The organism is Methanosphaerula palustris E1-9c (assembly GCF_000021965.1).
Classification (GTDB): Archaea; Halobacteriota; Methanomicrobia; order Methanomicrobiales; family Methanospirillaceae; genus Methanosphaerula; species Methanosphaerula palustris.
Genome location: NC_011832.1, coordinates 610,778 through 636,625, shown reverse-complemented (window position 1 = coordinate 636,625; position 25,848 = coordinate 610,778). Strand labels below are relative to the sequence as shown.

Below are 25,848 nucleotides of genomic sequence, written 5' to 3'. Positions count from 1 at the left end.
AGATGTTCACGACATCTAAACCCGGGTTTTCCAGAGAGTCGACTCATTCGCGGGATTCTCGATGAGGAGAGCGAATGCCTTCTCTGATGATGGAGCCGGCTGGATCTATGAGTACCTGATCGTGATGGCCGTCGACGAGCAGAGGAGGTCGGCGCCGAAGAGGATCGCAAAGACGACCAGATCTGGGGTCTTCGTATGGCAGAAGATCCGAAACCTGATTGTTGCGGCCAGGAATGGAACCGACTTTGTTCAGTTCCTGTACATCAATCCAGCACACAACATTGCAGCCGAATTAGAACTGGGCTCTGTGGAGAAGGTGGACGACACCTGGTTCCTGGGTTCGGGCATCTACTATGGGCCAGTAACTCCAGTCATAACGAATGCTCAGGGTGCATCCAAATAATTCAGAGATAATCCCTTTTTGATTCGTACTGGGCCGGCAAAAGATCAGACCCCAGGTGCAGTGCCGGAAGGATCATCATCGGGCCCACCGCCGGCGCCCAATCTCTACTCGTCAGTCATCACGATCAGGGGATTGCTCTGAGTAAGGACAATTTTTTATATACCCTCACAGATCCCTTATGAACTTCATATCAAGGTGTTGAAGATTTATGACTGAAGAATTATTGGATAAGGCCAGTAAAGCCGTCGACGAAGAACAGATGACTGCAGATTCAGGATCAGACGAGGTTCAATCCCTGGAGCCGGTAACTGAAAAAACACCGATCGAACCTCACACCATGGACAGTGATGTCACCGAATCGATCGACAAGGTGAAACTGATCTGCCCGCAATGCGGAGAGTCGACCCTTCGTGCAGAGTTCCCGGATCAATATGAAGTCTGGCTCAAATGTTCGTCATGCAATTTTTTCCTGGGGATGAGTAATGAGGACTGGCACCGGATGGAGAACAGTCCCAATATCAATGAAAAGATTGCGAAGATGGCGAAGAAGAAGTGAGTCCAGGAAGAGCACTCGATCGCCGAGTGCCAACGTGGGTTCACCGTTCGCTCCAGACGATCACGAACAATCCCTGGATACCTGGTCGAGATGATGAACCCTACCTTCCCCATCCAGCATCAGGTCATGGAGAAGAGGGGAATACGATCAGTACTGATACCTATCAGATTTATTTGTGAAAAGATCTCATCCATGCCGTATGAGAACACGGTCACTCTCGTTTCTGGTCCTGCTTGTCATCGGCGCATCACTCCTCATCGCCGGCTGCGTACAGAGTCAACCCGGTGTGAGCAACACGACACCGGCACAGATCAGTATCCCTTTGCAGACGAACGTCAACTCGCAGGAAGCACTCGTCTCCTTTGTCGATACTGCGGTCGCCTATGCACAGGCACATGATAAGGACAAGGCCCTTGCAGCATTTTCCAACCAATCGGGTCCGTTTGTGAAGGGCGATATCTACGTCTTTGCCTATGACTTCAATGGCACCACCCTGGCCCTCCCGTTCCAACCGGAGCTGGTCGGCGTCAACCGTCTGGATGTGACTGACTCACAGGGAGAATTCTTTGTTCGGGACCAGCGTGATGTCGCCAGGAACGGGAGCGGCTTTGTCAATTATACGTACCTCAATCCCGCCCACAACAATACGGTCGAGTCCAAACTGAGTTATGTGGAGAAGGTGGACGATACCTGGTACCTGGGTTCGGGGATCTACACCGGGCCGGCAGCCCCGGCCACAGCGAATGCTCAGGCTGTGTCGAAATGAATCGGCGATGATCCCTTTTTTTGAATCGTCCGGGCCGGGGGAGATCCATTCCCCGACGATGAAGAGAGGACCGCTGGCAACGAGGACCTCACCGACGACGAAAATCTCAGAAGAGGAAGGGGATTGCGTCGGGGGCGATCTGGCTGGTGGCGACCACCGCACGAGGCGGAATGACGTCGTTGATCTCCCGGGCCGGGATCGGTTTGATCCGGTCCAGCAGAAGGGTACACGCCAATTTTCGGTTCAGGCCCCGTTATTCCTCAGCCGGTACTGGATGCTCTTGCCGTGGACGCCGGCCTCGTACAGCACCCCGGATGCCGTGAGCTCCCGGAGGTCCCGGTTGGTCGCCTTCCGGGTCCCCCCCACCAGCTGCCGGTATTCCGCTGTGGTGATCCGACCGGTCTCCCTGATGGAGAGGATCACCATGATCTGCCGCTCGGACAGGCCCTTCTTCTTCAGCACCTTCTCAGAGAACGGATCCTTCCGCATCACCAACGAGAAGCCGGCCGCTGAACTCTTGAACTCCGGAGCCGGCAGCCCGGCCTCCTGGAGGACGGCTACGATCCGTTCCATCCCCGACCCGAACCGCTCGACGAGCCCGGCCAGGTAGAGGACGTGGGCGATGAGCGGGTTCCGCGGCACTGAACGCGGCTCGGCCAGGAGTTCCTCCACGGTCACTCCCCAGGGAAGCCCGCCTGCATTGGAGAACCGGATCCGATCGTCGTAGACCTTGATCGTCGTCTGCTCGTTCTGATGGAGATAGTCCCGGTGGACCAGCGCGTTCAGCAGCGCCTCGCGCATCGCCGGCAGCGGGTAGTCCCAGATCTCCTTGCGGACGAACGACTCCCGCATCGCCTCCTCAGAGAGGTCGTACTGGACGTTGATGAACTCGAGGATGGCCTCCTCCCCCTTTGCGAGCTGGTTGAAGAGGTTCCCGGCGATCAGACGGTCGCCGGTGATGATCGTCTCCTTTCTGAACCGTCCGATCCTTGTAACAGCCCCGATAAATGACTGTTGCGGCTCCTTTCCAAAGAGGAGAACCGCGGCATTCGTCAGCTGGCCATCCCGAAACAGCCCGAGCCGGCGAAGGACCGACTCGACCGGCTCTTGGGGATCGACGACGTCCAGCCGGCCCTTTGCCCGTGCCTGTGCGAGAAAGACCCGGACCGTCGGTTCGTCGATCTCGCTCAGAGAGATATCGTTCGTCAGCCCGTCCCACTCGACCGACGAGAGGAAGAAGCTGCGAAGATCCTCGGCCAGCATGTCCCGCGTCGTGTTCCCGACCCGGGTCGGGTACCGACCCTCGTAGGCGATCGGCGTCCTGCTGGTCCTGACGTCGATCCTGACGATCTCTCTGCCATTGATGGTGATCGGGGTGATGGTCGGGTGGACCTGAAGTTTGTTGACGATCGTATCCGAGAGTTTATTTATCGCTCCGTCTGTGCAGGAGAAGCCGACGGGCACCTTCGCATCGGAGACTCCGAGCAGGACCGTACCACCCCGGGTGTTCGCAAACGCAGCAATGGTCCTGTAGAACTTGTTGTTGGGTATCTCCTTGAACTCGACGGTCGTCCCTTCAATACCCGCCAGCAGATCTTCGATCTTCAGCGTCATCGCATCTCCCCACGAGTTTCCATGTCGTCGCCGACCTTTTCCCGGACCGGACCCTGCTTTCCCTCAAACCTGCGGCACCTCGCAGACCGGACGTCGATCGGATCCTCTTCAGAATGGTTCGGGTTGTATTCGTTCGTGACGATCTCATCGATCACGGCCGACCAGGCACGCATCTCCACGATTCTATCCTGACTGTATCTGTAGTCAAATCTCTCATTTCTCCCGACGTCATCTATACCTTACGCTCAGTCTGGAGAATATCCTGGTCTGACGATGCCGGAACGGGCGGCACTCCCGGGGCGGGCAGGCGTGTCGTCTATCGGCAGGAACGGGGAGGAGGGGCTGCCCGGGCCGATCCTCAGCACGAGGAGGTCGGGGGAGTATGCCGGCCTCTGCTCATTTCTTCGTCGCGGTCTGGCTCGCGACCGACTCTGTCGCACGCCGGATCTCCTCTTCATCGCCCAGGTAATAGTGGCGGATGGGGTGCAGGTCGTCGTCGAGCTCGTAGACGAGGGGGAACCCGGTCGGGATGTTGAGGCCGGTGATCACGTCGTCGGGAACCCCGTCGAGGTACTTGACGAGGGCACGGATGCTGTTGCCGTGGGCGGCGATCAGGATCCGTTTCCCGTCCTGTAGCGTCGGAACGATCGTCTCGTTCCAGTAGGGGACCACCCGGGCCAGTGTGTCCTCCAGCGATTCGGTGGCCGGCAGGTCATCTTTCTTCAGGCCGGCGTAGCGGGGGTCGAAGCGCGGGTGCCGGGGGTCGGTCTCCTCCAGGGCCGGGGGCCGGACCGCATATCCCCGGCGCCAGGCCTGGACCTGGTCCTTCCCGAACTTCTCGGTGGTCTCGCGCTTGTCCAGCCCCTGCAGAGCGCCGTAGTGGCGTTCGTTCAGCCGCCAGGTGTGATGGACCGGGAGGTACATGAGGTCCAGGTCGTCGAGGACGATCCAGAGGGTCCGGATCGCCCGTTTCAGGACCGAGGTGTAGGCGAGGTCGAAGGAGTAGCCGCCGTCGTGGAGGAGCGTGGCCGCCCGGTGGGCCTCTTCGATCCCCTGGGGGGAGAGGTCGACGTCCGTCCACCCGGTGAACCGGTTCTCTTTGTTCCATGCACTCTCTCCGTGTCGCAGCAATACCAGTGTGTACATCTTCCGCTCCGTTTCAACCTGAATTATTTCCCTGCAGTGCTTCACGCAGGGTTTTATTTCGTTCTTCGATGATTCTTCCCCGGCCTGGTTCTTCGGCGCCGGCACCGTTGCTATCAACACAGTTCAGATGTTCAAGGCATTTAAACCCTGGTTTTCCGGAGGGTCGACTCATTCGCGGGATTCCCGATGAGTGGCTCAATCGCCATGGTTATATTGTATAGATAGAGCCGGCCGTGCTCACCGATGGTCTTCGATGAGCAGAGGAGGCCGACAGCGATGGTGAAGAGGGAGACGCTGGAAATGAGGGGCTCCCAGAAGACAATCGCTTGGGACATCGTAATTTCTATCCGGATGAACATCACGATCACCTAGGCTGTGAAAGGAGAGCATGGAAGCTCAGATCTGGACGATAGAGACGATGCTCGAGGGGGCGAAGGTCATGTGTTGAGAACTGGCGGAAGAGAAATAAAAATGGGAAATTTTATCAAAATGTGGTTTTCGAAGTATTTTTATTAATCAACCGAGTGATTTGATAACATTCAAGTCGTTCAGTCCCTTTTGGATTAATCCCATCGTCTCGATAATTTAATTGGACCAGATTGTCTTGGTTTTCGAACCAAAATCGATGCAGATATTCTTTTTCTGAGATCCTGCTCGTAGATATTTTTCCATAGATCAGGGATAATCCCGGCCCATATTTCGCATCATAGCCAATTTCATCTCCGATAATTACAGTATAATTTGCCGGAGAAATACAATTATTATCATTTTTTATAGGCGTTGGATCGTTGGAAACTACAAATTTCGTAATTTTTTTTCCAAAATATTCCATGAGATCTCTAAAACCATCATAAGTCATTTCGCCACCACCAATAAGGGTATCTTTGTAATGAGTAAGGACATGTCTCCATATCGGTATTAAATATTGATAGGCTTCAAGGATCTCTGAAGGATTCGGTTTTGTTAGAGGAACGATTATATCCCGATTTTTTGCATGAAACAAACCACATCGGATTTTTTCATATTGTTCTTCGATTATATAATCAACAGGACCTTTGGGATACTGTTTGGGAATAAATGAGTCAAGCGGATATGTTTTATGGATTTTATGAATTGATCCAATTAACCAATTTTTCTCTCCAACTTTTACATATGGAAAAATCGCATCGATGAGGGATTCAAAACTCAAAAAAAGATTTCGATATGCGTTATAAATGTCGAGATCTGTCTGCGATAATCGATAATACCGAAATGCCTGAATCCATTTAGGTTCCTCTTCTTTTGGTAACTCTTTAGCGCTACCATCTTTATCTAAAATTTGAATGGACACTGATGAACCCATGATAAAATCAGATTTCGATACATCTCGAACACAAAAAGATCCATTCTCATTGTAAACAATGATATATTCAAATTCGGCATTTTTGATGAGATATGATTCGTGATGAAGCACAGACTTCAAATCAAGAAATATTTGGCAACAATCATAACCATGAGTAATTATTTCTTCATAATCGTAGCATTTCTTTGATCTGGCAACGATCTGATTCTGATGATTATTAACTTCAATCTCCCAGTCCTCTGAAATTGAGGTGTTAATATCTGAGTTTTCTGGGATTCGATCTAAGAAAAAACAAATTCCACTAAAAAATATTTCGCCAGTATTCGGACTTCCTTCCCCCCCACCGACATATATCCCGCCTACAGATGCCATGTTGTTTATTCAACTTCGCTAATTTAATTACTTTTTATATCTATTTCCAGTAAAAGCTGCTGCGCAATATTTTTGAATAAACTAACGCCATCACCAGTAAAGCAGTCTTAGCATCACACCCCATTTTAGGAGTCTATCTAAATTCCCTCGACAGAATCAACTGGTTAAAGATCACGATTAAAACCCAAAAATTTAGAGGACATTCATAATATTCGCTGACAGAATAAAAAGCAAAACTATTTCGTAACGCCCCCCAATAAAAATCTTATGCCAGAACTAGAGAATTCCTTCTTTCAATTTAATTCCTGGTCCTTCACAAAACATCGCATATGGAACCAGTGCCGGCGCCAGTATTTCTATAAATATATTGCTCAGCATCTCAAACCCCCTGCACCTGTTGATGTCAACAAAATCATAATGCTGAAAGAATATAATTCCAGGTTTGTTCTACAGGGGAAACTCATTCACAATATCCTCAATGAGCAAATCAAAGGCTGTAGTAATACAATCCCAATGGATCCTGCCGGATCTTTGAGTTTCTACTCTCGACAGATTGCCCAGAATAAAATGATGGCTTCCGAAATGTTCACTGAATATCGTCATGGAGAGCCAGTCAGTGATACTTTTTTCACAACAATAGATGATAGCGGGAAGGCATGCCTGAATATGTTCTTCCAGAACATCTGGCCGAACTATGAAAACCAGGAATGCTTGAAGCATGAGGAATTCGATTATTTCAGAACTGGAAATGTTAAAGTAACAGTCAAGGTAGATTTTGTCAGTAAGATGCAGAATGGTACGATAGTCCTAAGTGACTGGAAGACCGGTACGGATAATGATGAGAATGAGACCGAGTTGCAGATGGCCACATATGTTCTTTGGGCGATGCAGTATTACGACAAAAGCCTCGATGAAATCCAGAGTGAAAGCGTGTTCCTCAAGAACGGAAAGACAAAGCCATATCTATTTTTTGAAGAGCAGTTACGTGAGGTTCAGAATACGATCAAAATGGAATATGAAGCAATGAACACGAGTTATGAGTATAATGATTATCCAACGATGCCTAATCCCCAGGGATGCTTGAGCTGCCAGTTTGCGAGGATTTGTTCGGACTCGGGGATTGGAAAATGAGATAATACTCAAACCGATTAATTTTCGAGTTGAAAGATGAGATTCATAATCAATCAAAATACACACCAGAACTAAAAAAATTGATAAAAAATTTCAGATATTCAAAGAGATCATCCAAAACGACGATGAGACCTGTAGTCACAGGCTCAATCGATGAAAATTCTCGCTTATCCACACCCATTTTTCGGATTTTCGTGCTAAACTACTATAGTATTGTTAGTGTCCCAGCATTCTCTTGGGAAAAAGATTACACGAATTTTTCATTTATCGTGACATGCATAATAATATCTTTTGTCGTGAAGTCCTTCCATTTAATATCATGAACGAATTATTTTTTCACTTTTGATCGCACTTCATATTTAATGTCCGTAATCTCTGATTTCACATAATCATCATCGAATATTCGAAGAAAAACCCAAATCTTTTCAGGTGTAAATTCTATTTTCCCAGTAGCGTCAAAATATATATCAAGATTATAATCTTGAACCATTTTTTTAATCTTTTCGATGGTTATCGATTGTAATTGATCATTTTTAATAATTCTAGCAAGTTTTCGTATTTTTCTTCCGTCGTTAATACAATTCTCAATTAATAAAGTGACGTTATTCAAAAGAGATTTTTCAATCAAATATTTTTTATTAGCTTCAACTTCAGATTTATAAATTTCTACGAAACTAAAAAAAGATTCAAATGATGCTCTAGATAACACAAATACATCAGAGGAAGGAATCTTTTGTGATATTTCAGTAGAAGACTCAATCAGTAAGACTGCATCATACGATGAGTCAATTGTGATAATTTGAGTATTTAAGTTTGTGAATTGTCCATCTTGCATCCTTAATAATTTTTTCCCTTTCACAAGTAGTTTATTAGGGGTGTATTTTTTAAATAGGAAAAGCGTTTTTGTGAAACATTCAATCCTAACAACATAACCCCACACTTGTTCAAGATCTTCATCAGTAACAAGATCAAGATTTGGATTAGCCATCGAACGAAGTATATCATAAAGATAAGGAACTTCATCTGTTGATATTTTTTCAATGGTAACTCTGTCAAAATCAGAGAGAATACCATAGTCAATATACTCAGGATCTTTTTTCAATATGCTTCCAATCTGATTGGATCCGGAATTTTTAAGATCCTCACTGATATCCGAATTAATTTTTGCTTTTAGCACATTGTATTTAATTTCTTTATTTTTTTGGCTTTTTTTCCGGGTAATGAAAAAAAGTTTAATATAATTATTATCAGCATTTTTTATGCATTGAAGAATTTCATCCATTTTTAGTTCACCTCAAGAAAAACATTGTCAGAAACATCCCAGACACGAATAACATCATCACTCTTGATCCCCCGCTTCGTTAGTAATGTGATATCCCAACGTGAATCATCACATCCAGCAGCAATTTTAGAAACTTCAACTTGGTACACACGATACTTAAAGAAAGATAGCATCGGATTAATATATAATAAATCTGAATTCACATAGACGGCAAATAAAATTAATAAAAGAATTGAAAGCGCAGATATGTCTTGCCATCGAGTTAGATCAAATCCTACAAAAGAAATGATATATGGTACAAGATATGACAAAGAATCCTTCGTTTTATTTTCCGCTTTTACTACTTTATAGCACTCAATCGTGTTTTTCTCAATTATCCATATTATTAAAAACCACACAAAACTGTACAACGCTACAATGAGAAAAACAATCGTTACATACTGATTATACCAATTCTTGATCGCTAAAATTACGAAAAATGGTAGATACGCGCTTAAGAATAATCCAACATTAACCCAGAACTTCATTTTTACCCATAACTCAATTCTGAAATTCGATTATCCAAAAGTTTATCGAAGTATTGAATATTTAAAGATATTTATTCTTTCTATGTGGTCTTAAAATTAATAATAATTGATGTTTATCCACAATGCGACATATATTTTTTATTTCCGGAACTATTCAGGAGATCTTCATATTTACCTTTCAAAATCCCCCATCTCCGTGAAGTACAACCACCCAGCAACCTCCAAACCAACCAGCTGCCCGGCCGCCTCGCAGTAAACCAACAGAGAAAGACCATCCTCCTCCGCCTTCGAAGCATACACAGCCGGCGTCACCGGGTCAGACTTGTAATCGATCACCGCCCATAACCCGTCCGCGAGCTCGCATAACCGGTCGATCGTCCCGGCGACCCGTTTCCCGGAAGCCAGCGTGACGACAAACAACACCTCACAAAACGACCGCCACCCCCCCATCATAAACGCCGATGAGAGGAACCGGCCGGCAGCCCCTTTTCATTCACCGCATGGCAACGACCGGATCCCTGCGCTGGTGAACGGCGGCCATGCCGGTGAATCGTGTGAGGGGCTGGCCGGGTTGAGAGGGGTGGGGCCGGCTTTTTAGAGGTGTGCCTGGTGTTCATTATTTGTATGCGCCGGGATGGTGATCACTGCATCTCCGCAGTATCAGCAGGAGGTCGCAGCATCTTTGCAGTTTTTGCTGCTGACTATCGAAAGGTATTGCCGGCTTTTTTTCTGAATCCAGGGGCGAATACAATTATTTTATGTTAGTCAGCAGTTTTTTCCCGGAGCACACACCCACACACGCACTCTACTCCAGTGAGGGTGCGGGGTGCGTGCTCTTCATTTCTGCTGCGTACAACGATCCTTCTCTCTGTACGCATAATGATGTATCATCCGTTTCCGCAGATGAGGCAGCATTATCAGTTTTTATGGTCGCAGTTGAAACTGCGTATAGGCTGCGTTTAGGCTGCTGACGCTGCTGACAAGTTGCTCAACCGCAGATTGTGATCCGGTTCCCTGTCTCCGGGCTCGTCCAATCAGATCACCTGGCCGCCGGTTCTTCAGTGCCGATACACCCGGGTATCACGTGGGTACACAACAACACATCACCGGATCGAACCATCGCCGGCCTCGTCCTCGGTGCCGATTGACTTCTCCAGCGTACTGACAGCCCGGCATTTGTCGAGAAGCACGGATCGGCTGTCTCCCTCTGTCACGGGAACGGCCGGCCGGCTCAATCTGAAGAGGGAGACATCACCCAGATTCCGGTGAAGATGATTTGCTGCATTTGCTGCACGTTTCCTGCATGTTTGCTGCATCTGCAGCAAAGAATGAAAACACGAATCCAGCCTCTGTTTACGGAACAGATGAAATATCATCGTGTGTACAGGAAGAAAGATCGATGTTTGCTGCAAAATCAGAGAACACAGAGACCCCCTTGATTGTAGAGGGTGACGGTGGTGGGTGGGTGCGTGCTCCCGGGATCTGCAGCAAACAAAATGAAAAACGTAAGGACTGCGCCAGGATCGAAAATCTGGACCAGGAACCGGCGCCGTGAGTTTGCTGCAGTCTGCAGCAAACTGCAGGAAACGTGCAGCAAACAACTCCTCCTGCTGCAAACAACCAGGAGCCGGCCGCAGCTCTGGACATATCTCTCCTCCCCAAGGTGGCACCGGCTCGCCATGTTTCTTCCCCGTAGCTCTCGTTCCCCTGCCACGGCCGGCCTGTGAGAAGAGAGGGCGGGCACCCGATGAAGCCGGACCGGTTCGACGTCGAGCGCTGCCGTTCATGTTCAAACGGGAGATCCCTTCCTCCTGGTCACGAGGCGGGCCGGTCCGGCTCTGATCGGATGACGACGCCGGCCCCGATCCGGGTGAAGATGGTTTGCATCAGTTGCAGCACGATTGCAGCACGTTTGCGGCAGATGGTGCAAAGAACAAAAACGCAGAGAAGGCACCGGTTGGCGGAACGGATACTGAATCATCCTGCGTACAGAATGAAAGATCGTTGTTTGCAGCAGATCTGAAGAACACACAGACCCCCGATTGCAGAGGGTGACGGTGGTGGGTGGGTGCGCGATCCCGCGATCTGCTGCAAACGAAATGAGGAACTGGATTATTGCGCCAGAATTGGCGATCTGAACTCTGAACCGGCTCCGCTTGTTTGCAGCAACGTGCCGCAAACTGATGCAAACGTGCCGCAAACCATCTCCCCTGCTGCAAACAACCGGGACCGGGAGCCGGCGCCGATCGCCTCCGCGGTGATGCCGAGCACCGTGAAGATCTGAGGTCGAGCCGGGACCGGGCGAGATCGAACGACAGGGAGTCATCCAAACGCAGATCGGAATGACCGAGACAGAGCTCGAGGAGACGAGAGTCGGGTGGTGAAAACCGGTGACAGAGAATTAAAAGGGGACCTATTTTCCAAACGAGGTTCTCCAGGGAATTCTGTTTATCAATCGAGTGAGGTGACAGCATGCAAGCCATTCCCTGTGGATTCACCCATCAGGTCGATAATGAACTGGACCGAATTGTCCCTGTTCCCCCCACCTGAATCTTAACAGACATTCGTTTTTTGAGATCCGGTTCGTGGATAGAGTCTCTCCACTCAATCCCTGAACTCATCTTTTGTAAACTAAAAATATTAAACAATTTCAAATTGTGAAACTAAAAACATAGTACTTTATCAGTACTCCTATCGAAATAAAAAGGGCGGGTCTTTGCCGTCGTGATATCCATCGATAAAGAGAGGCCCGCAGCAATGAAGGCGACATCCCGGGATGGAGAACAGCATTTCAGATCGTTCCTCCTTCGATGAACCGGGAAGATGTCGCACCCAAATCTGAGGTTGAAGATGACTATGAAAAATAGATTTTGCTTTGTCATGGCAGTTGCTCTCCTGGTTCTGCTCCTTTCGAGTGGCTCGGCCATGGCGTATACGGTGAGAGGAGATTTCAAAGATGCACCCTACACCGCAAGTTTGAGTACAGGAGGAGACCTGTTAACGATTATAAACGGCACCTGTGGCGGCGTCATGGGATCCGTGTATGACAAAAATAACTACTATCCTCCGGAATTACAAATAAACCCGACCAACCATAACTGGGTAGAAGGCGATTATGTGCTCGTCACCGGTCAGAACGGAGAGACGGCCCTCTATTCCTACGGCGAATTGGACACAAAGTTCGCACAGGGGAATACCGTCACCCTCACGGAACAGAATAACGGTCAGGTCGACCTGGCCGGCTTGGGAAGAGAGATCAAAGACGTGAATTCCATCGATGTCGTCCATGCGGTCGATGTCGTAAAGGGTGGGACCCGCTTCTACTCGCAGCAGTTCATCGTCTCCGGGGAGGGGATCACTCCGAAGGTCCTGAACCTTTCTGACCTGCAGGGGATGACACAGGTAACCAGCAGAATCAAAAACACGAAGAACAACGTCACGACGGATTGGACCGGACCCACATTGCTCAGCACCCTCAAAGCCTCGGGTGTGAACACGACTGACATGACCAGTTATGTCGTCGTTTCAGGACCTGACGGCTTCGCCACGGTGCTCTCCATGTACGAGGCGACCCATGCGTTGTCCGGCCTTTATTCAGATCCCGCATATTCTCAGTATGATATGCTGGCGATTACGGGCGACAACACGCTCAACGTAGCCAAAAACGAATCGGACAACGGTTTTGCCCGCCTCGTTATCCCCGGCGACAACGTCAACGGCCGGTGGACCAGTAACGTCTACCAGATCGTGGTATACGATCTGACATCCTCATCCACGCCGGCTCCCTCCTCTGATGCGAGCTTCGTCGCGACGCCGACGAACGCCGAGAAGGGCAGCGCAGTGAAGTTCACCGTGACCCCGGCGAGCGGCAAGATCATCAGCTCGGCCTGGTGGTCGTTCGATGCCACGACCCACATGAACACCTGGAACTCACGGGCCGTCAACCCGACATTCTTCTATCCGAGGGCGGGCACCTTCACCCCACTCGTGAAACTCACCTACACGGACGGCTCGACCGAGACGGTCCAGCTGACGGACTATATTCAGGCCACCTGATCAACGGTGGTCGAACCCTCCTTTTTTAGGACCCACTGGGTGGGCAACCGATAGAACGACGTCTGCGAGTGCAACCCTCTCGACCCAAACTGATACCATCACAACCAAACCGACGCTCTTAACGTCCCCACCGCCAACATCTCCACAATGTCCCTCAACCCCGCCCAGCAGACCGCCGTGGAGAACGCCGGCACCCAGCTGATCCTGGCCGGCCCAGGCTCAGGCAAGACCCGTGTGATCACCGAGAAGATCCTCCACCTCCTCGACCATGGCGTTCCCCCCACCGAGATCCTCGCCCTCACCTTCTCAGAGAAGGCCGCCGCCGAGATGAACGACAGGATCGAGATGAAACGCCCGAACCTCGACCTGGAGATCCACACCTTCCACTCCTTCTGCCTGGAGGTCCTCCAGGACAACATGCTGAGCAGCGGGCTGAACGTCTCGGGCGGGGTGATCAGCCGGACCAGCCAGCTCGTCTGGGGGCTGCAGCATATCGACATCTTCGACTTTGAGCACATCAAACTCGGGAACAACGCGGCCGACGTGATCGAGGCGGTCATCGATGGGATCAGTGCGTTCCGGGACGAACTGATCGCACCGGACGAGCTCGACGACTACCTGACCCAAAAACAGTCGGTCCAGGTCGAGGAGGCCGAGCAGGAGTACCTACTGCAGCTCGGAGACCTGCTGAAGGTCTACCGGGCCTACGAGCAGTACAAGCGGGAGCGGAACCTGATCGACTTCGACGATATGATCCACGGGGCCGTCACCCTCTTTCGATCCGACCCGGCTCTCCGTTCATCGTACCGGTCCCGGTTCCGGTACATCCTGGTCGACGAGTTCCAGGACACCAACTATGCCCAGCTCCAGCTGATCAAGGAGATCGCCGGCGAAAACCTCTGCGTCGTCGGAGACGACGACCAGACCATCTACCGGTTCCGGGGCGCCTACCTCACCAACATCAGGGACTTCAAGCAGTGGGCCGCCACCCACACCGAGACCCTCCTCGACCAGAATTACAGGAACTCAGGCGCAGTTCTCTCCCTTGCCCTCCAGGTGATGGCCGGCGCACCAGGCCGGAGAGAAAAGGCCCTCTTCACCGAGAAAGGCGATGGAGAACCGGTCACCGTCGCCGCCTGCGGGAACGATGCGGGTGAGGCCGAGTACGTGGCAGCCGAGATCGAGAAGCTGGTCGGCACCCCCTACCACTCAAGGCAGGACGGAGGAGACCGACCGCTCGAATACCGCGACTTCACAGTCCTCTGTCGCACGAAGGCAGACGGAAAGAAGTTCCAGGCCGCCCTGCAGCGGCACGCCATCCCCTGCGAGTACCAGGCGAACGTGGACTTCATGCAGCTGCCGGTCGTCAGGGACATGGTCGCATACCTCCGGATCATCGACAACCCGCTGATGGCCGCCGTCCCGCTGAACCGGGTCATGAAGATCTGCTCCATCCCTGAGACCGTGGTGCAGAAGATCAATGCGGCAGCGATAAAGAGGGGTGATGACGACGATGACGGCGTCTATGAGACGATGCAGGACGCGGCTAGTATCGTCCCTGATCATGCAGAGCCGGTCGGAGAGGTCGTCCGGATGCTCGCCCCCTTCATCGAGCAGAAGGAGCGGTACACCCTCCCGGAACTGGTCCATGCAGTGATGATGCAGGCCTCCGGGCTGTACCGCTCGGCGCTCACCGATACGGCAGACATGGTCAGGCTCTACCTCGCGACCTTCCACGAGATCGTCCTGGAGTTCGACCGGACGACTCCCGAGGCGACCATCCCCGGCCTTCTCCAGTATTTGGAGCTGCTCGGCGCCTTCCCCGTGGAAGTCGTCAGAGAGCAGAAGGAGGCAGGTGACGCAGTGCAGATCCTGACCGCCCACAAGAGCAAGGGGAAGGAGTTCCCGGTGGTCTTCGTCGCAGACCTGGCCAGGGAGAAGTTCCCACTCAGGTACAGTCCCAAGCGGTTCCGGGTCCCCGGCGACCTGGCCCGGGGGCTCCGGACCGGCGACGATGAGAAGGCACTCTTTGTTCAGGAGGAACGCCGGCTCCTGTACGTCGCGATGACCCGAGCCGAGGAGCGGCTGTACCTGACCTATGCGAAGTGGTACGGTGACAACAAACGTGAGAGGAAGCCGTCCCCGTTCCTGGAGGAACTCAACTTCCGGGAGAACCCGCTCATCACGGTCGTCGAGCCCCCGGCCTGCGCCCCGGCCCTGCCGGTGACGGCAGGAGACCCTGTCGAGGATCTCCGAACCTCGCTGCAGGAGGAGGTGGTCCGGGCTGTCTCGGAGATGCGCATCTCCACGGCCATCCAGACCCTTGTGACCCTCGAAGGAGTGCGGGAGTACGCAGAGCAGGGTACCGATGACTTCGACCGGGACGCCTTCCTCGCGAAAGCAGGGAGCCGGGTCGGGGCCGACACCAGGATCACAACCCTCCTCGACCCGCCCCACCAGTCGCTCATCCCACCGAACTACCGGTTCTCCGCCTCAGCCCTCTCGACCTACCAGGACTGCCCGCTTCAGTTCAAGTTCGCCAACCTCTACCGGGTCCCGCTGCCCAGGCAGCCCCAGCTGGTCTTCGGTTCCACCCTCCATTCGGTGATCGAGCACCTCACCAGGAACCCCGACCCCTCACAGTCGCTCCGCGACCAGGGGCTCGCACTCCTCGAAGAGTACTGGTCCCCAGAGCCGTACGAATCGAAGACCCAGGAGTCGGAGGCCCACGATTCGGCATCGGCTCTCCTCGACACCTATCTGGCATGGCAGGCAGGAAACCCAAATACCGTGATCGGGGTCGAGAAGGAGTTCACCTTCTCCTTCGCCGGTCATAGCATCCATGGATTTATCGACCGGCTCGAGCAAACTCCGGACGGAAATTATGTGGTGATCGACTTCAAGTCAGGCAAGAAACCCGACTCCCTCACGAAGAAAGCGGTCGGCGAACATATCCAGCTGAACCTTTACTCCATGGCTGTCCAGCAGATGTATCAGGTACTCCCGGAGAAGGCCGAGCTCTTCTACTTAAAGGATGGAAAACGGGTCTCGTATCTCCCGACCGAGGAGACGATCCAGGTCTTCACTGGGACACTCAGCACCCTGATCGGAGGGATCACCAGGGAAGAGTTTCCACCCAAGTCGGACAATCAGAGATGCCAGTGGTGTGCGTACCGACCCCTCTGTGGTACAGATCTGAAAGGCTAATATACTGGCCATCCTACATCTAGACAGAGACAGACAGGTCATGTGTGACCTGATGCCGGCAGGTGCAGCCAGCCAGAGGCTGCCTCTCCGGGCCATAACGGCCTATAAAAAAGACGATACCAGGGAATGAGATGAAGATGATAGAGTACCAGGGAGAATCAGGCCATTTCGAGAACGGGGCCTGGATTCCCCTATTCGAGACGGTGACAAGATCAATAGGGGATGATGAACAGTATATTCGGGATGCACGCCTTGAAGCAACGACAGGAGAGCGTTTAGGGCGGTTGTTCACCATCTACAAGCAGCTGATCACCATGGAAGCCGAGGGACATGATCAAAAGGGCAGGTGAGAACTGCGTAGCGGTCTGCACAGTTCTCTGGTATTTTTAGGAGAGAGATCCCGTTCCAGGTTGGAAGAGATGAACATCACCCTGGGAACAGGATGGCATCCCCCATGTCGACGCTGATTTCCGCGTCCCTTCGTTTTCGAACAAGAGAAAATCGAACCCTGCAGAACACCTCATAACCACCAGCAGAACTCTTCATACGCTGGTACCAACAGAGGTGGCAGACCAGCTCCCCTTTTACCCAAGGACCACCTCGACCATGTGCTCTCGATGGTCATTGACCAGGCGCACCGTCCTGTCCGGCTGCAGCAGTCCGTCGACCGTCACAGACCGAACCCCACAGGCCGTCCCTGTCGCCGTGATCACAATGTGATGGACGGTCTCATGGAACCGGTAATCCATCGTAAACGAGGACCAGCCTACTGGAATGCACGGTGAGAAGTGAAGGGTGTCCACCTCCAGTCGCACACCGAGGAGCGACTCGAGGATCAGCCTGTACATCCATCCAGCCGACCCGGTATACCAGGTCCAGCCCCCACGACCAATATGCGGTTCAACTGCATACACATCAGCAGCAGCGACGTACGGCTCGACCCGGTACCTCTTGGCATCCTCCGGGGTGCTGCTATGGTTGATCGGGTTGATCAGGTTAAAGAGGTCCCAGGAACGTCGCTGGTCCCCGAGAGCCGCAAAGGCCATCACCACCCAGATAGCCGCATGGGTGTATTGTCCGCCATTCTCCCGCACCCCGGGCACATATCCCTTGATATACCCTGGATTCGGCGTCGATTTATCAAATGGCGGGGTCAACAGCGCGATCAGTCTATCCTGGTGCCGGACCAGATGCTCCTCGACTGACTCCATCGCCGTTCTGACCCGTTCTTTGTCACCCGCACCTGAGAGCACAGACCAGGATTGTGCGATCGAGTCGATGAAGCACTCCTGGTTCTGATTTGAACCGAGCGGCTCCCCGGAGTCGAAGTACGCACGCCGGTACCATCTTCCATCCCAACCGTTCTGTTCCAGATTCTGCCGCAACCGTTCGGCATTGACCATGCAGAGGTCTGCAAACTCGGTATCCTCGCGGATCCGGGCCACCTCGGCAAACTGGAAAAGGACGTCATACAGGAAGAACCCGAGCCAGACACTCTCACCCTGGCCATGAGCGCCGACCAGGTTCATCCCGTCATTCCAATCCCCACTCCCGATCAGCGGAAGCCCGTGAGAACCGAACTTCAGTCCCCACCGGATCGCCCTGACACAGTGCTCATAGAGCGTCCCTGACTCCGGTGAGACCCTCGGCAGATCATAATAAGATTCCTCCTCAGGTTTCAGCGGCCTGCCTTCAAGGAACGGTATCCGCTCATTCAGGACCCCGGTATCCCGGGTGCCGAGAACATACCTGCAGGTGACCAGCGGCAGCCAGAGGTAATCATCAGAACAGTGCGTTCTGACACCCCGGTCCATCGGCGGGTGCCACCAGTGCTGCACATCCCCTTCAACGAACTGATGACCGGCACAGAGGAGAAGATGCTTGCGCGCCAGCCGGGGCTCGGCATGGAGTATAGGCATCACATCCTGAAGCTGGTCACGAAAACCGAACGCCCCACCGGACTGGTAGAACCCGGTCCTCCCCCAGATACGGCAGGCCAGGGTCTGGTACATCAACCAGCCGTTGGCGAGCAGGTCCACCGAAGGATCAGGAGTCGAAATGTGTACTGCACCGAGGGTCCATGTCCAGTATTGCCTGACCGCTTCGAGTTCAGTTCTGGCCGGCCCGACACCGCGGTACCGCTGGATAAGGTTCCGAGCAGCATCGAGATCATGACCGACCCCGAGCATAAAGACGATCTCATGCTCCTGTCCGTCAGCGAGAGAGAACGGAACCTGTATCGCGGCACAGGGGTCCAGACCCGGCCCGACCTTGCCTGAGAGCCGGGCCCGTCCCATCGCTGCCGGCGCTGCAGGAGTCCCGTTCCTGCCGAGGAACTCATGGCGATCGCCGGTCACCGTCCGGTTCAACTCGTTGGCGTCGAAGAATGCCACCCGATCGGGGAACTCGTTATTGTAGGGATTCCTCGCAAAGAGAGCCCCGCTGATCGGATCGATCTCGGTGGTCACATGCAGCAGGGACCGCTGTCGGAGCTCCCCGAGCACCCATTCCACATATCCAGTCACCGAGAGCGCCCGTACACGCCCGGAGGTGTTCCTGATCTTCAGCACGAGGAACTTCACTGAACTGTCCACCGGCACAAAGACCGTCAGTTTCGTGTGGATCCCGCTTTCAGCATATTCAAAGACCGAGTATCCGAATCCATGTCGGGTCAGGTACTGGTGGGTGCCACGGGCCGGAAGGGGCGTCGGCGACCAGAACCGCCCGGTCTCTTCATCCCGGATGTACAGCGCCTCACCGCTCAGATCCCTGACCGGGTCGTTGTACCAGGGGGTCAGTCTGAACTCGTGAGCGTTCTCACTCCAGGTATAGGAACCGCCACTCTCCGAGATGACAGTCCCGAAGATCGGGTTGGCCAGCACATTCACCCAGGGGGCAGGCGTCTCCTTCCCAGCCCCAGAGATGATCCGGTACTCATGCCCGTCCTCGGTAAACCCACCGTATCCATTGAAGAAACGGAGGCCATCCTCAGCATCTGCGAGGAGAGACGGCCGCTCCGGACGCCAGGTCTTCACGGGTATAAGAGGCGGCACAGCCAGGTCGCTCCACCCTCCCCGCTCCATCTGTTCGGCCAGGGATCCACCCCGATCTGTGATGATCACCCGTGCTACGGTCTGCATCAGCACGCGATCCTCATCAGACATCTGTTCGAGCCGCCGAACAAAGATCCCTCCCGGCCGGTCGATCTGCTGGATATCAGGACTGCCGGCCATCTGCCGATGGATCTCGTCCTGCAACTCCTGTCGGTATCCGGACTGGTCTTCGTTCCAGATCACCAGGTCCACCATCAACCCTTTCACACGCCAGTAAGCATGCGCCTGCACCATCTCCCTGACCAGGGCGAGACCAGAACGGTCGCGGATCCGGACCAGCACGATCGGATAATCCCCGGAGATCCCATATCCCCAGAGCCCGGACTGACCTCGCCGGTTCTGTATCAGCACCTCGGGGGAAGCACGACGGGTCGGGTTGGCATAGACCACCGAGGCAGCCAGTGATGCAAAGTCCCGCGCCTGACTCTCAGTGGCATTCAACTGTCTGAGCACCACCTGGGCATGTGTCCAGGCCAGTTCTGCGACCCGCTCCCCGATATAGGCATCATAATACTTCTCGATCAGTCCCTCTGCACCGACCCGGGTCTCACTGACCCCGGTGAAGATATTCACCACCGCCGTCTCCTGGGGCTCGATCGTGATCGTGCACCGGATCGCCACCACCGGATCGAGTACAGACCCTGCCGTATCCGAAAGGGTTGAGGAGTCGGTCATCGCGACCGGATCCCGGAGCGTCCGTCCACGGCCGATGAACCGGGCCCGATCGGTCTCATACGAAATCTTCCTGACCGACGTGGTGCCATGCAGGGTCATCATATGGAAGAGCCATGGCGGATGCTCCCCATCTGAACGCGGCCTGCGGGTGGCAAGGATCCCATTCCGGCTCCGGACCAGTTCGGTCTGGACGAACAGGTTGCTGAAGGCGGGGTGGGACTCGTCGGCACCCTGTGGCGCCAGCACCACCTCGGCATAACTGGTCAGTTCGATCGTCCGCCGGCGCCATGAACGGTTCGTGATCCGGACTCTGCGCAGTTCTACATCATCCTCGGGAGAGACGATCACCTCGACATGGGTATCGATATCCGGATCGCGTCGCCGGAACTCTGCACGGGGTTGCTGAAAGATCGCCTGATAGGAGGAGGTGGGCCTGCAGGCTGGCTGGAAGGCCGTCGACCAGAAGACCCCACTCTCCACATCCCTGACATAACAGAAGGTGCCGGCACAGTCCGCTGTCGGATCCTCCCGCCACCTGGTCACAGCCAGGTCCTTCCACCGGCTGTACCCGGCCCCGGCATTATTGACCATCACATGGTATCTGCCATTGGAGAGGAGCTGGACTTCAGGTCGCGGGGTATTTGGGGTCGTATAGACCCGCATCATCGATTCAGGTTCGCCGAGCATCTTATGGATTCCCTGTACCTCACCGGCATGCGGATAGAACGGCGCCACCTTCGGCACCTTCTCCTGGAGCAGCAATGAGGTGGCTTTTAAGAGCGGCTCGGCTTCAAACCGCCGTTGCATCGGACGACCCCGAAGATAGAGGAGGGAGAGGAGGGTCATCCCCTGATGATGCACCATGTAGGATCTGACCACAGCATAAGACTGACCTGGGCTAACCCGGGACGGGGTGAAATCAATCGCCTCGTAGAACCCGTACTGGCCGACAAATCCAGATAAGGCCAGCTGTTCCAGGTTCTGACAGGCAGCACGGGGGTCGACCATCAACGCCATCGCCGATGCATAGGGGGTGATCACCAGGTCCTCGGCGAGCCCTCGCTTGAACCCGAGTCCGGGAACCCCGAACGCCCGATACTGGTAGTTCAGGTTGGCATCAGTGATGTTGTACCCGGACTCGGAAACTCCCCAGGGGACACCCCGTCTCCGCCCGTACTCGATCTGCCTGGCCACCATGGCATGATAGGTCCGATCGAGGAGCGTATTCTCATAGGTCGGCATCACCAGCAGAGGCATCAGATACTCGAACATCGAGCCGCTCCAGGAGAGAAGGATCGGTTCACCGGTGCTCCCGGCCGTCAGTAACCGGCCGAGGGCAAACCAGTGCTCCTGCGGGAGGCTACCCTGCGCAATCGCGACATAACTGGCAAGCCGGGCCTCAGAGGCGAGCAGATCATAGGAACTGGCATCCCGCCGGAGATCGGTGGCATTGTACCCGATCGAAAGGAGTTCACTGGTCCGGTCATAGAGAAACTCGTACTCGATCCCACTGAAGTTCGTGCAGAGGGCGATCAGATTATCAACCAGCTTCAGACGCTCACCCACCTCTTCACTCGAGGATTGGATCTTCTTCCGCAGAGAAAGGAGCCAGGATCTGGTCTCATCGGAGACCCCCTCACCACCAGGGCTGAGCGCCAGAATCCGGCTCAGCAGGGTATCCAGGGGGCCGAGCAGACCCTCTTCAAGATCCGTGACCTCTGCCAGGGTGGGAATAGATTCTTTCAGATTCAGAATTCTATCCCAGATCTCCTGATACTCAGGGAAAGGAGCGATCGTAGGCGTGTTTCGAGGCAGTTCAACGGTAACCCACGAAGCGAGTGACTTCAGGTCCTCCAGATGGTCATGAACCTGCTGTTCTACGGCCTGGGCCCACCACCGGATCTCATCGTCAGAATGCGAGCGGAGATCCCCCGCCACCTTTGACGAAAGATCCCTGAGCACCACAAGCCCCTGCCATACTTCATGAAGCGTCTTTGGCATCACAGTACAGGCAACGTCTATCTCTGCAATCCAGGCCCTGGTCTCATCAGAGACTGCACCCGCTTCAGCCTTGACGGCTGCCAGCACTGCTTCGTTCAAGAGAGCGAGCGTATCAGCAATCCCCTCAAAAGCCATATTTGAGACAACCGGGGCTTCGGAGAGGTCAGAGAGACCCTGTCGTAAAATCAGCAGGTGAGCAGTCAGGTTCCCACTGTCCACTGTGGATATGTACAGTGGAAGGAGCGGTTCAAGGGTAACGGTGTCGTACCAGTTATAAAAATGTCCACGGAACCTTTTCATCCCTGCCATCGTCTGCAGAGTCTTTCCTGTCCGCTCGACCAGCCGTCTAGCCGAGATGTACCCGGAGTCATACGCGCCCAGGTCTGCCAGCAGCGAGAGGCCGATATCGGTCGGGGACGTACGATGGGCGATCACTGCAATCGGCTCCTCCTGATAATTATCCGGTGGGAGCCAGTGCTCATTCGCTGTCACAAACGTCTCAAAGAACCTCCAGGTTCTCCGAGAGATTGCTCGTAAAAAGAGCATCTGATCAGGGGTCAGGGCAGTCGTCTTGGTAGGGATCGGTTGGCTGAGCCACCAGGCCAATCCTGGAGAGGCAATCCATGCCACCACAAAGAGACCGGCCGACATCAGAGCTGACGGACGAAACAGGACAAGGCCAGACAGTGAGAGCACGGCTACCAGTGGAGCGGTCCACATGGTGTAATACGACCCGATCAGATCGCTCTGTCCGCTTCGGTCAGCCTCCCGGTAGGTCGTCCAGTTCAACAAACAACGGTGGCTGATCAGCATCCGCCACCAGGTTCGGAGCACTGCATCAAGGCTGATAAAGGCCTCGTACGGCAGCAGAGCCAGTGAGATAACGGGGACCGCAAATTGAACCGGAAGTGAGGATAAGACCTCGCGCAGATGGAAAGGCAGTGACTGATCCGGTGACTTTCTGACCACCCTCCAGAGATACATGAGGGCTGGCGGGACCAGATAGACCCCGATGATCAGCCAGGTCCAGACCTGCGGGAGAAAAGCCCATGATATGACCAGCAGCAGCAGCATGGCCGGAGGAACAATACTTCTGCGCAGGTTGTCAAAGATCTTCCAGCGGGAGAGGAGGGAGAGGGAATTTTTCACTTTGACACCATCCGGACCAGGCACCTTTGATAAGACCCACGGCGCAATCTGCCAGTCCCCGCGGATCCAGCGATGCCTCCGTTTGATGTCGGTCAGATACCTGGCAGGGTACTCCTCAAAGACCTGGAGATCGCTGACCAGCCCGGTCCGGGCATAGCACCCTTCGAGCAGGTCATGGCTCAGGATCAGGTTCTCAGGAAACCTTCCTTCTGCTGATTGGGCAAAGATATCGACATCATAGATCCCTTTTCCAATGAACGAACCTTCAAAGAAGAGATCCTGATAGACATCAGAGATCGCCCGGGTATAGGGATCGATCCCCGGCTCACCGCCAAAGTACCGCACAAAACGGGAGAGACCAATATCGGGGAGAAGCAGCCCCACACGAGGCTGGAGGAGGCTATAACCATCACAGACAGACTTGGTCATCGGATCGATCACCGGTTGGTTCAACGGATGAGCCATCGTTCCTACCATCTGCCTGGCCATATCACGGGGTAACTGGGTATCGGTATCGAGCGTGATCACGTACTTCACACCTGAGAGGAGGGACTGATCGCCGATGATCACTGAGAACTCATCGATCATGTTCTCACGGAGAAGACGGTTCAGGGCACTGATGATCCCCCGCTTCCGTTCATATCCCATCCACTCCCCTTCCACAGGGTTCCAGGTGCGCGGCCGGTGCATCAGGAAGAAGGTTCCTGCCTTCTCTTCACGGTACCGCTCGTTCAGTTCCTCGATCCCCTGGCCCAGACGAAGGACCATCGCTTCATCACCAGGCAACGTCTCCTCTTTTGCAGTGACGAGGTCGGTCAACAGGGCAAAGTACAGATTTTTATCCCGATTGGCCAGGTACCTGACCTCGAGGGACTCGAGCAGGTCATCCACGTCGCCAGGCTCGGCCAGCACCGTGGGGATCACCACAAGGGTGCGCATCTCAAACGGGATTCCGTCAGAGAAGTCCATCCGGGGGAGGAGGACAGGGTTGACCAGCAGCGTCACCAGCCAGTTGATCAGCGTGACGCCGGCCTGACTGGCAGGGATCAACAGCAACAGCAGGGCCAGGAGATCAATCCCAAAAAAGAGAGGTGAGGTGAACCGATACCCAAGGAGAACGATAGAGCCGGTGATCAGTGCAATACCACCGAGGTAGAGCCCCAGCGAATGGGCATACCCAAACGCCCGGCATCGATCCCCGATTGAGGGAGGGACAGATAGAGCCGAAAGAAGTGAGGGTCGTCCTTCGTCGATCAGGTAATACCCGACATGAGAGGCTCGTCCGGCTCCACCATGTTGGATCCGGTTGTCGAGGGCGAGTTCCATCGCCTTCAGCGCCACCTTCTCCTCAGCGATCCCGGACTCTTTTGCGATCGCCTCGACCACATGCCGGTACCGGTCACGGGTGGCAAAGTCCATATCCCCGTACTCGTCCGCCGGATTCTCCCGAAGCGTACGCTCGACGACGCTCATTCGTTCAACGAATTCGCGCCAGTCCATCGCGTCGAGAAGGCGAAAACTGTTGATACTGTTCCCGATGGAAACCTGATCTGCAGCCTGGGACTGGGATTCGGCCTGGACCATCTGTTCGATGGTCATGTTCATCTCAGAGAGACGCTGCTCGATCCAGGTCAGAGGAAAGGCCAGCGCAGCTGACCATCCCTGGAGCCGCCGGGCCAGTTCAGCGACAAAGGCACTGGTCATTGGAGGATCAGAGGAAGCCATCTCTGCGACGACCTGGATCAGGCACTTCGGGTCGGTCTCCACTGTTTTGACAATCCGATCTGCCCAGTAACTGGCAACGTCACTATCCCGCCGGTTTGCTGCAATTCTATCGGCGACCCTCCTCAGGTTCTCGATCAGCGAGAGCCTGAGCATGATCGGCACCGCCCAGAGTTCCCCGATCAGCAGGGGTGTGACATTCTGATATGCTTCGATGAAACCGGAGAGGCTCGCGGTATCGACACGTCCGTCGACATGGGCAATCAGTTCCCGTGCGATGAAATAGACCCTGGGATAGCCTTTGAGCGGCCCTTTCATCAGGTGGGGCAGTTCCTTGCTGTAGCCTTTCGGAAGGTGTCGGCGGGCAGTCCGGATCTGCTCCTCGACAAGGTAGAAGTTGTCGAGCAGCCATTCCCCGGCCGGAGCGATACGTCGGTTCACTTCGACGGCAGCCGAGATCAGTTCATAGGTCTCAAGCAGCACCGTCTCATTCTCAATAAGCCGGGGAAGAAGCCGGTCGATACCCTTCTTTCGGGTTTCAACGCTGTACCAACCGGCTATCTCCTGTGCATGCTGGGCCAACTGATCGACACTGAAGAGTTCTGCACGGAGAGGGTCTGTACTCAAATCGGTCTGATCCCTCAAAACTACGTCACCGACCGGTATCGTCTTCCTGGTGATCGCACGAAGCAGTGTATCGACCCAGTCCCTCACTCTACAGCCTTCCCCGACTCATGAAGGAACCATCCCTTCCGATCGATGCATTCAACAGACCTTTCCACGCTC

At 53.9% G+C, this 25,848-nt stretch carries 22 protein-coding genes; 11 read left to right on the top strand and 11 right to left on the bottom strand.

The window, feature by feature from the left end; translation table 11 throughout:
- Positions 1-61: 61 nt before the first annotated feature.
- From MPAL_RS16500 to MPAL_RS03225, 3 genes are all read left to right on the top strand, one after another.
- On the top strand, positions 62-403 hold the full coding sequence (locus MPAL_RS16500) for a hypothetical protein (protein ID WP_012617330.1): 342 nt from the start codon (positions 62-64) through the stop codon (positions 401-403).
- Positions 404-611: 208 nt separating this feature from the next.
- Complete coding sequence (locus tag MPAL_RS14155) at positions 612-959, top strand: hypothetical protein (protein ID WP_012617329.1); 348 nt, start codon at positions 612-614, stop codon at positions 957-959.
- 199 nt (positions 960-1,158) lie between these two features.
- Positions 1,159-1,725: a cache domain-containing protein gene (locus tag MPAL_RS03225; RefSeq protein ID WP_012617328.1), complete on the top strand. Its 567-nt coding sequence runs from the start codon at positions 1,159-1,161 to the stop codon at positions 1,723-1,725.
- Between the two features lie 106 nt (positions 1,726-1,831).
- On the opposite strand, the gene MPAL_RS17160 is transcribed toward MPAL_RS03225, so the two are convergent.
- From MPAL_RS17160 to MPAL_RS03205, 6 genes are all read right to left on the bottom strand, one after another.
- Complete coding sequence (locus MPAL_RS17160; protein WP_269078473.1) at positions 1,832-1,960, bottom strand: hypothetical protein; 129 nt, start codon at positions 1,958-1,960, stop codon at positions 1,832-1,834.
- Positions 1,961-1,968: 8 nt separating this feature from the next.
- Entirely contained in the window at positions 1,969-3,339 is a 1,371-nt protein-coding gene (locus MPAL_RS03220) for an ATP-binding protein (RefSeq protein WP_012617327.1), read from the bottom strand.
- A complete protein-coding gene (locus MPAL_RS15655; protein ID WP_148208113.1) occupies positions 3,336-3,518 on the bottom strand; it encodes a hypothetical protein in 183 nt (60 codons plus the stop codon). Before MPAL_RS15655 ends, MPAL_RS03220 begins: the two co-directional genes overlap by 4 nt.
- A 217-nt stretch (positions 3,519-3,735) precedes the next feature.
- Positions 3,736-4,485 carry a 2,3-diphosphoglycerate-dependent phosphoglycerate mutase gene (gpmA, locus tag MPAL_RS03215; RefSeq protein WP_012617325.1) on the bottom strand — a complete coding sequence of 250 codons (750 nt, stop codon included), beginning with the start codon at positions 4,483-4,485 and terminating at the stop codon, positions 3,736-3,738.
- Between the two features lie 140 nt (positions 4,486-4,625).
- Positions 4,626-4,844 carry a hypothetical protein gene (locus MPAL_RS03210; RefSeq protein ID WP_012617324.1) on the bottom strand — a complete coding sequence of 73 codons (219 nt, stop codon included), beginning with the start codon at positions 4,842-4,844 and terminating at the stop codon, positions 4,626-4,628.
- 125 nt (positions 4,845-4,969) lie between these two features.
- Positions 4,970-6,199 (bottom strand): hypothetical protein, encoded by a 1,230-nt coding sequence (locus tag MPAL_RS03205; protein WP_012617323.1) that lies wholly within the window; start codon positions 6,197-6,199, stop codon positions 4,970-4,972.
- A gap of 267 nt (positions 6,200-6,466) precedes the next feature.
- Here MPAL_RS03205 and MPAL_RS03200 point away from each other — a divergent pair, with 267 nt between their 5' ends.
- Complete coding sequence (locus MPAL_RS03200; protein ID WP_012617322.1) at positions 6,467-7,330, top strand: PD-(D/E)XK nuclease family protein; 864 nt, start codon at positions 6,467-6,469, stop codon at positions 7,328-7,330.
- Positions 7,331-7,658: 328 nt separating this feature from the next.
- Here MPAL_RS03200 and MPAL_RS03195 read toward each other — a convergent pair whose 3' ends face one another.
- From MPAL_RS03195 to MPAL_RS03185, 3 genes are all read right to left on the bottom strand, one after another.
- Entirely contained in the window at positions 7,659-8,612 is a 954-nt protein-coding gene (locus MPAL_RS03195; RefSeq protein WP_012617321.1) for a DUF4868 domain-containing protein, read from the bottom strand.
- 2 nt (positions 8,613-8,614) lie between these two features.
- Positions 8,615-9,139, bottom strand: a complete 525-nt coding sequence (locus MPAL_RS14150; protein ID WP_012617320.1) for a hypothetical protein — start codon at positions 9,137-9,139, stop codon at positions 8,615-8,617.
- 171 nt (positions 9,140-9,310) lie between these two features.
- Entirely contained in the window at positions 9,311-9,559 is a 249-nt protein-coding gene (locus tag MPAL_RS03185) for a PD-(D/E)XK nuclease family protein (RefSeq protein WP_158303613.1), read from the bottom strand.
- Between MPAL_RS03185 and MPAL_RS16105 the strand changes: the two genes are divergently transcribed.
- The gene (locus MPAL_RS16105; RefSeq protein WP_158303612.1) at positions 9,546-9,737 is read left to right on the top strand and encodes a hypothetical protein; all 192 of its coding nucleotides are present in this window, start codon (positions 9,546-9,548) and stop codon (positions 9,735-9,737) included. The two genes, MPAL_RS03185 and MPAL_RS16105, sit on opposite strands and share 14 nt — an antisense overlap.
- 505 nt (positions 9,738-10,242) lie before the next feature.
- On the opposite strand, the gene MPAL_RS03180 is transcribed toward MPAL_RS16105, so the two are convergent.
- Complete coding sequence (locus MPAL_RS03180) at positions 10,243-10,455, bottom strand: hypothetical protein (RefSeq protein ID WP_048145122.1); 213 nt, start codon at positions 10,453-10,455, stop codon at positions 10,243-10,245.
- Between MPAL_RS03180 and MPAL_RS15650 the strand changes: the two genes are divergently transcribed.
- From MPAL_RS15650 to MPAL_RS03155, 6 genes are all read left to right on the top strand, one after another.
- The gene (locus tag MPAL_RS15650) at positions 10,443-10,694 is read left to right on the top strand and encodes a hypothetical protein (protein ID WP_148208112.1); all 252 of its coding nucleotides are present in this window, start codon (positions 10,443-10,445) and stop codon (positions 10,692-10,694) included. The two genes, MPAL_RS03180 and MPAL_RS15650, sit on opposite strands and share 13 nt — an antisense overlap.
- Positions 10,691-10,981 carry a hypothetical protein gene (locus MPAL_RS15645; RefSeq protein ID WP_158303611.1) on the top strand — a complete coding sequence of 97 codons (291 nt, stop codon included), beginning with the start codon at positions 10,691-10,693 and terminating at the stop codon, positions 10,979-10,981. The genes MPAL_RS15650 and MPAL_RS15645 overlap by 4 nt, the downstream gene beginning before the upstream one ends.
- Before the next feature lie 226 nt (positions 10,982-11,207).
- On the top strand, positions 11,208-11,423 hold the full coding sequence (locus MPAL_RS03175) for a hypothetical protein (protein WP_048145120.1): 216 nt from the start codon (positions 11,208-11,210) through the stop codon (positions 11,421-11,423).
- Positions 11,424-12,019: 596 nt separating this feature from the next.
- On the top strand, positions 12,020-13,195 hold the full coding sequence (locus tag MPAL_RS16495; RefSeq protein WP_048145117.1) for a molybdopterin-binding protein: 1,176 nt from the start codon (positions 12,020-12,022) through the stop codon (positions 13,193-13,195).
- A 147-nt stretch (positions 13,196-13,342) separates the two neighbouring features.
- The gene (locus MPAL_RS03160; RefSeq protein WP_012617315.1) at positions 13,343-16,402 is read left to right on the top strand and encodes an ATP-dependent helicase; all 3,060 of its coding nucleotides are present in this window, start codon (positions 13,343-13,345) and stop codon (positions 16,400-16,402) included.
- A 131-nt stretch (positions 16,403-16,533) separates the two neighbouring features.
- Entirely contained in the window at positions 16,534-16,752 is a 219-nt protein-coding gene (locus MPAL_RS03155; protein WP_012617314.1) for a hypothetical protein, read from the top strand.
- A 234-nt stretch (positions 16,753-16,986) separates the two neighbouring features.
- On the opposite strand, the gene MPAL_RS03150 is transcribed toward MPAL_RS03155, so the two are convergent.
- A complete protein-coding gene (locus MPAL_RS03150; protein WP_012617313.1) occupies positions 16,987-25,776 on the bottom strand; it encodes a GH36-type glycosyl hydrolase domain-containing protein in 8,790 nt (2,929 codons plus the stop codon).
- Positions 25,777-25,848 lie beyond the last annotated feature (72 nt).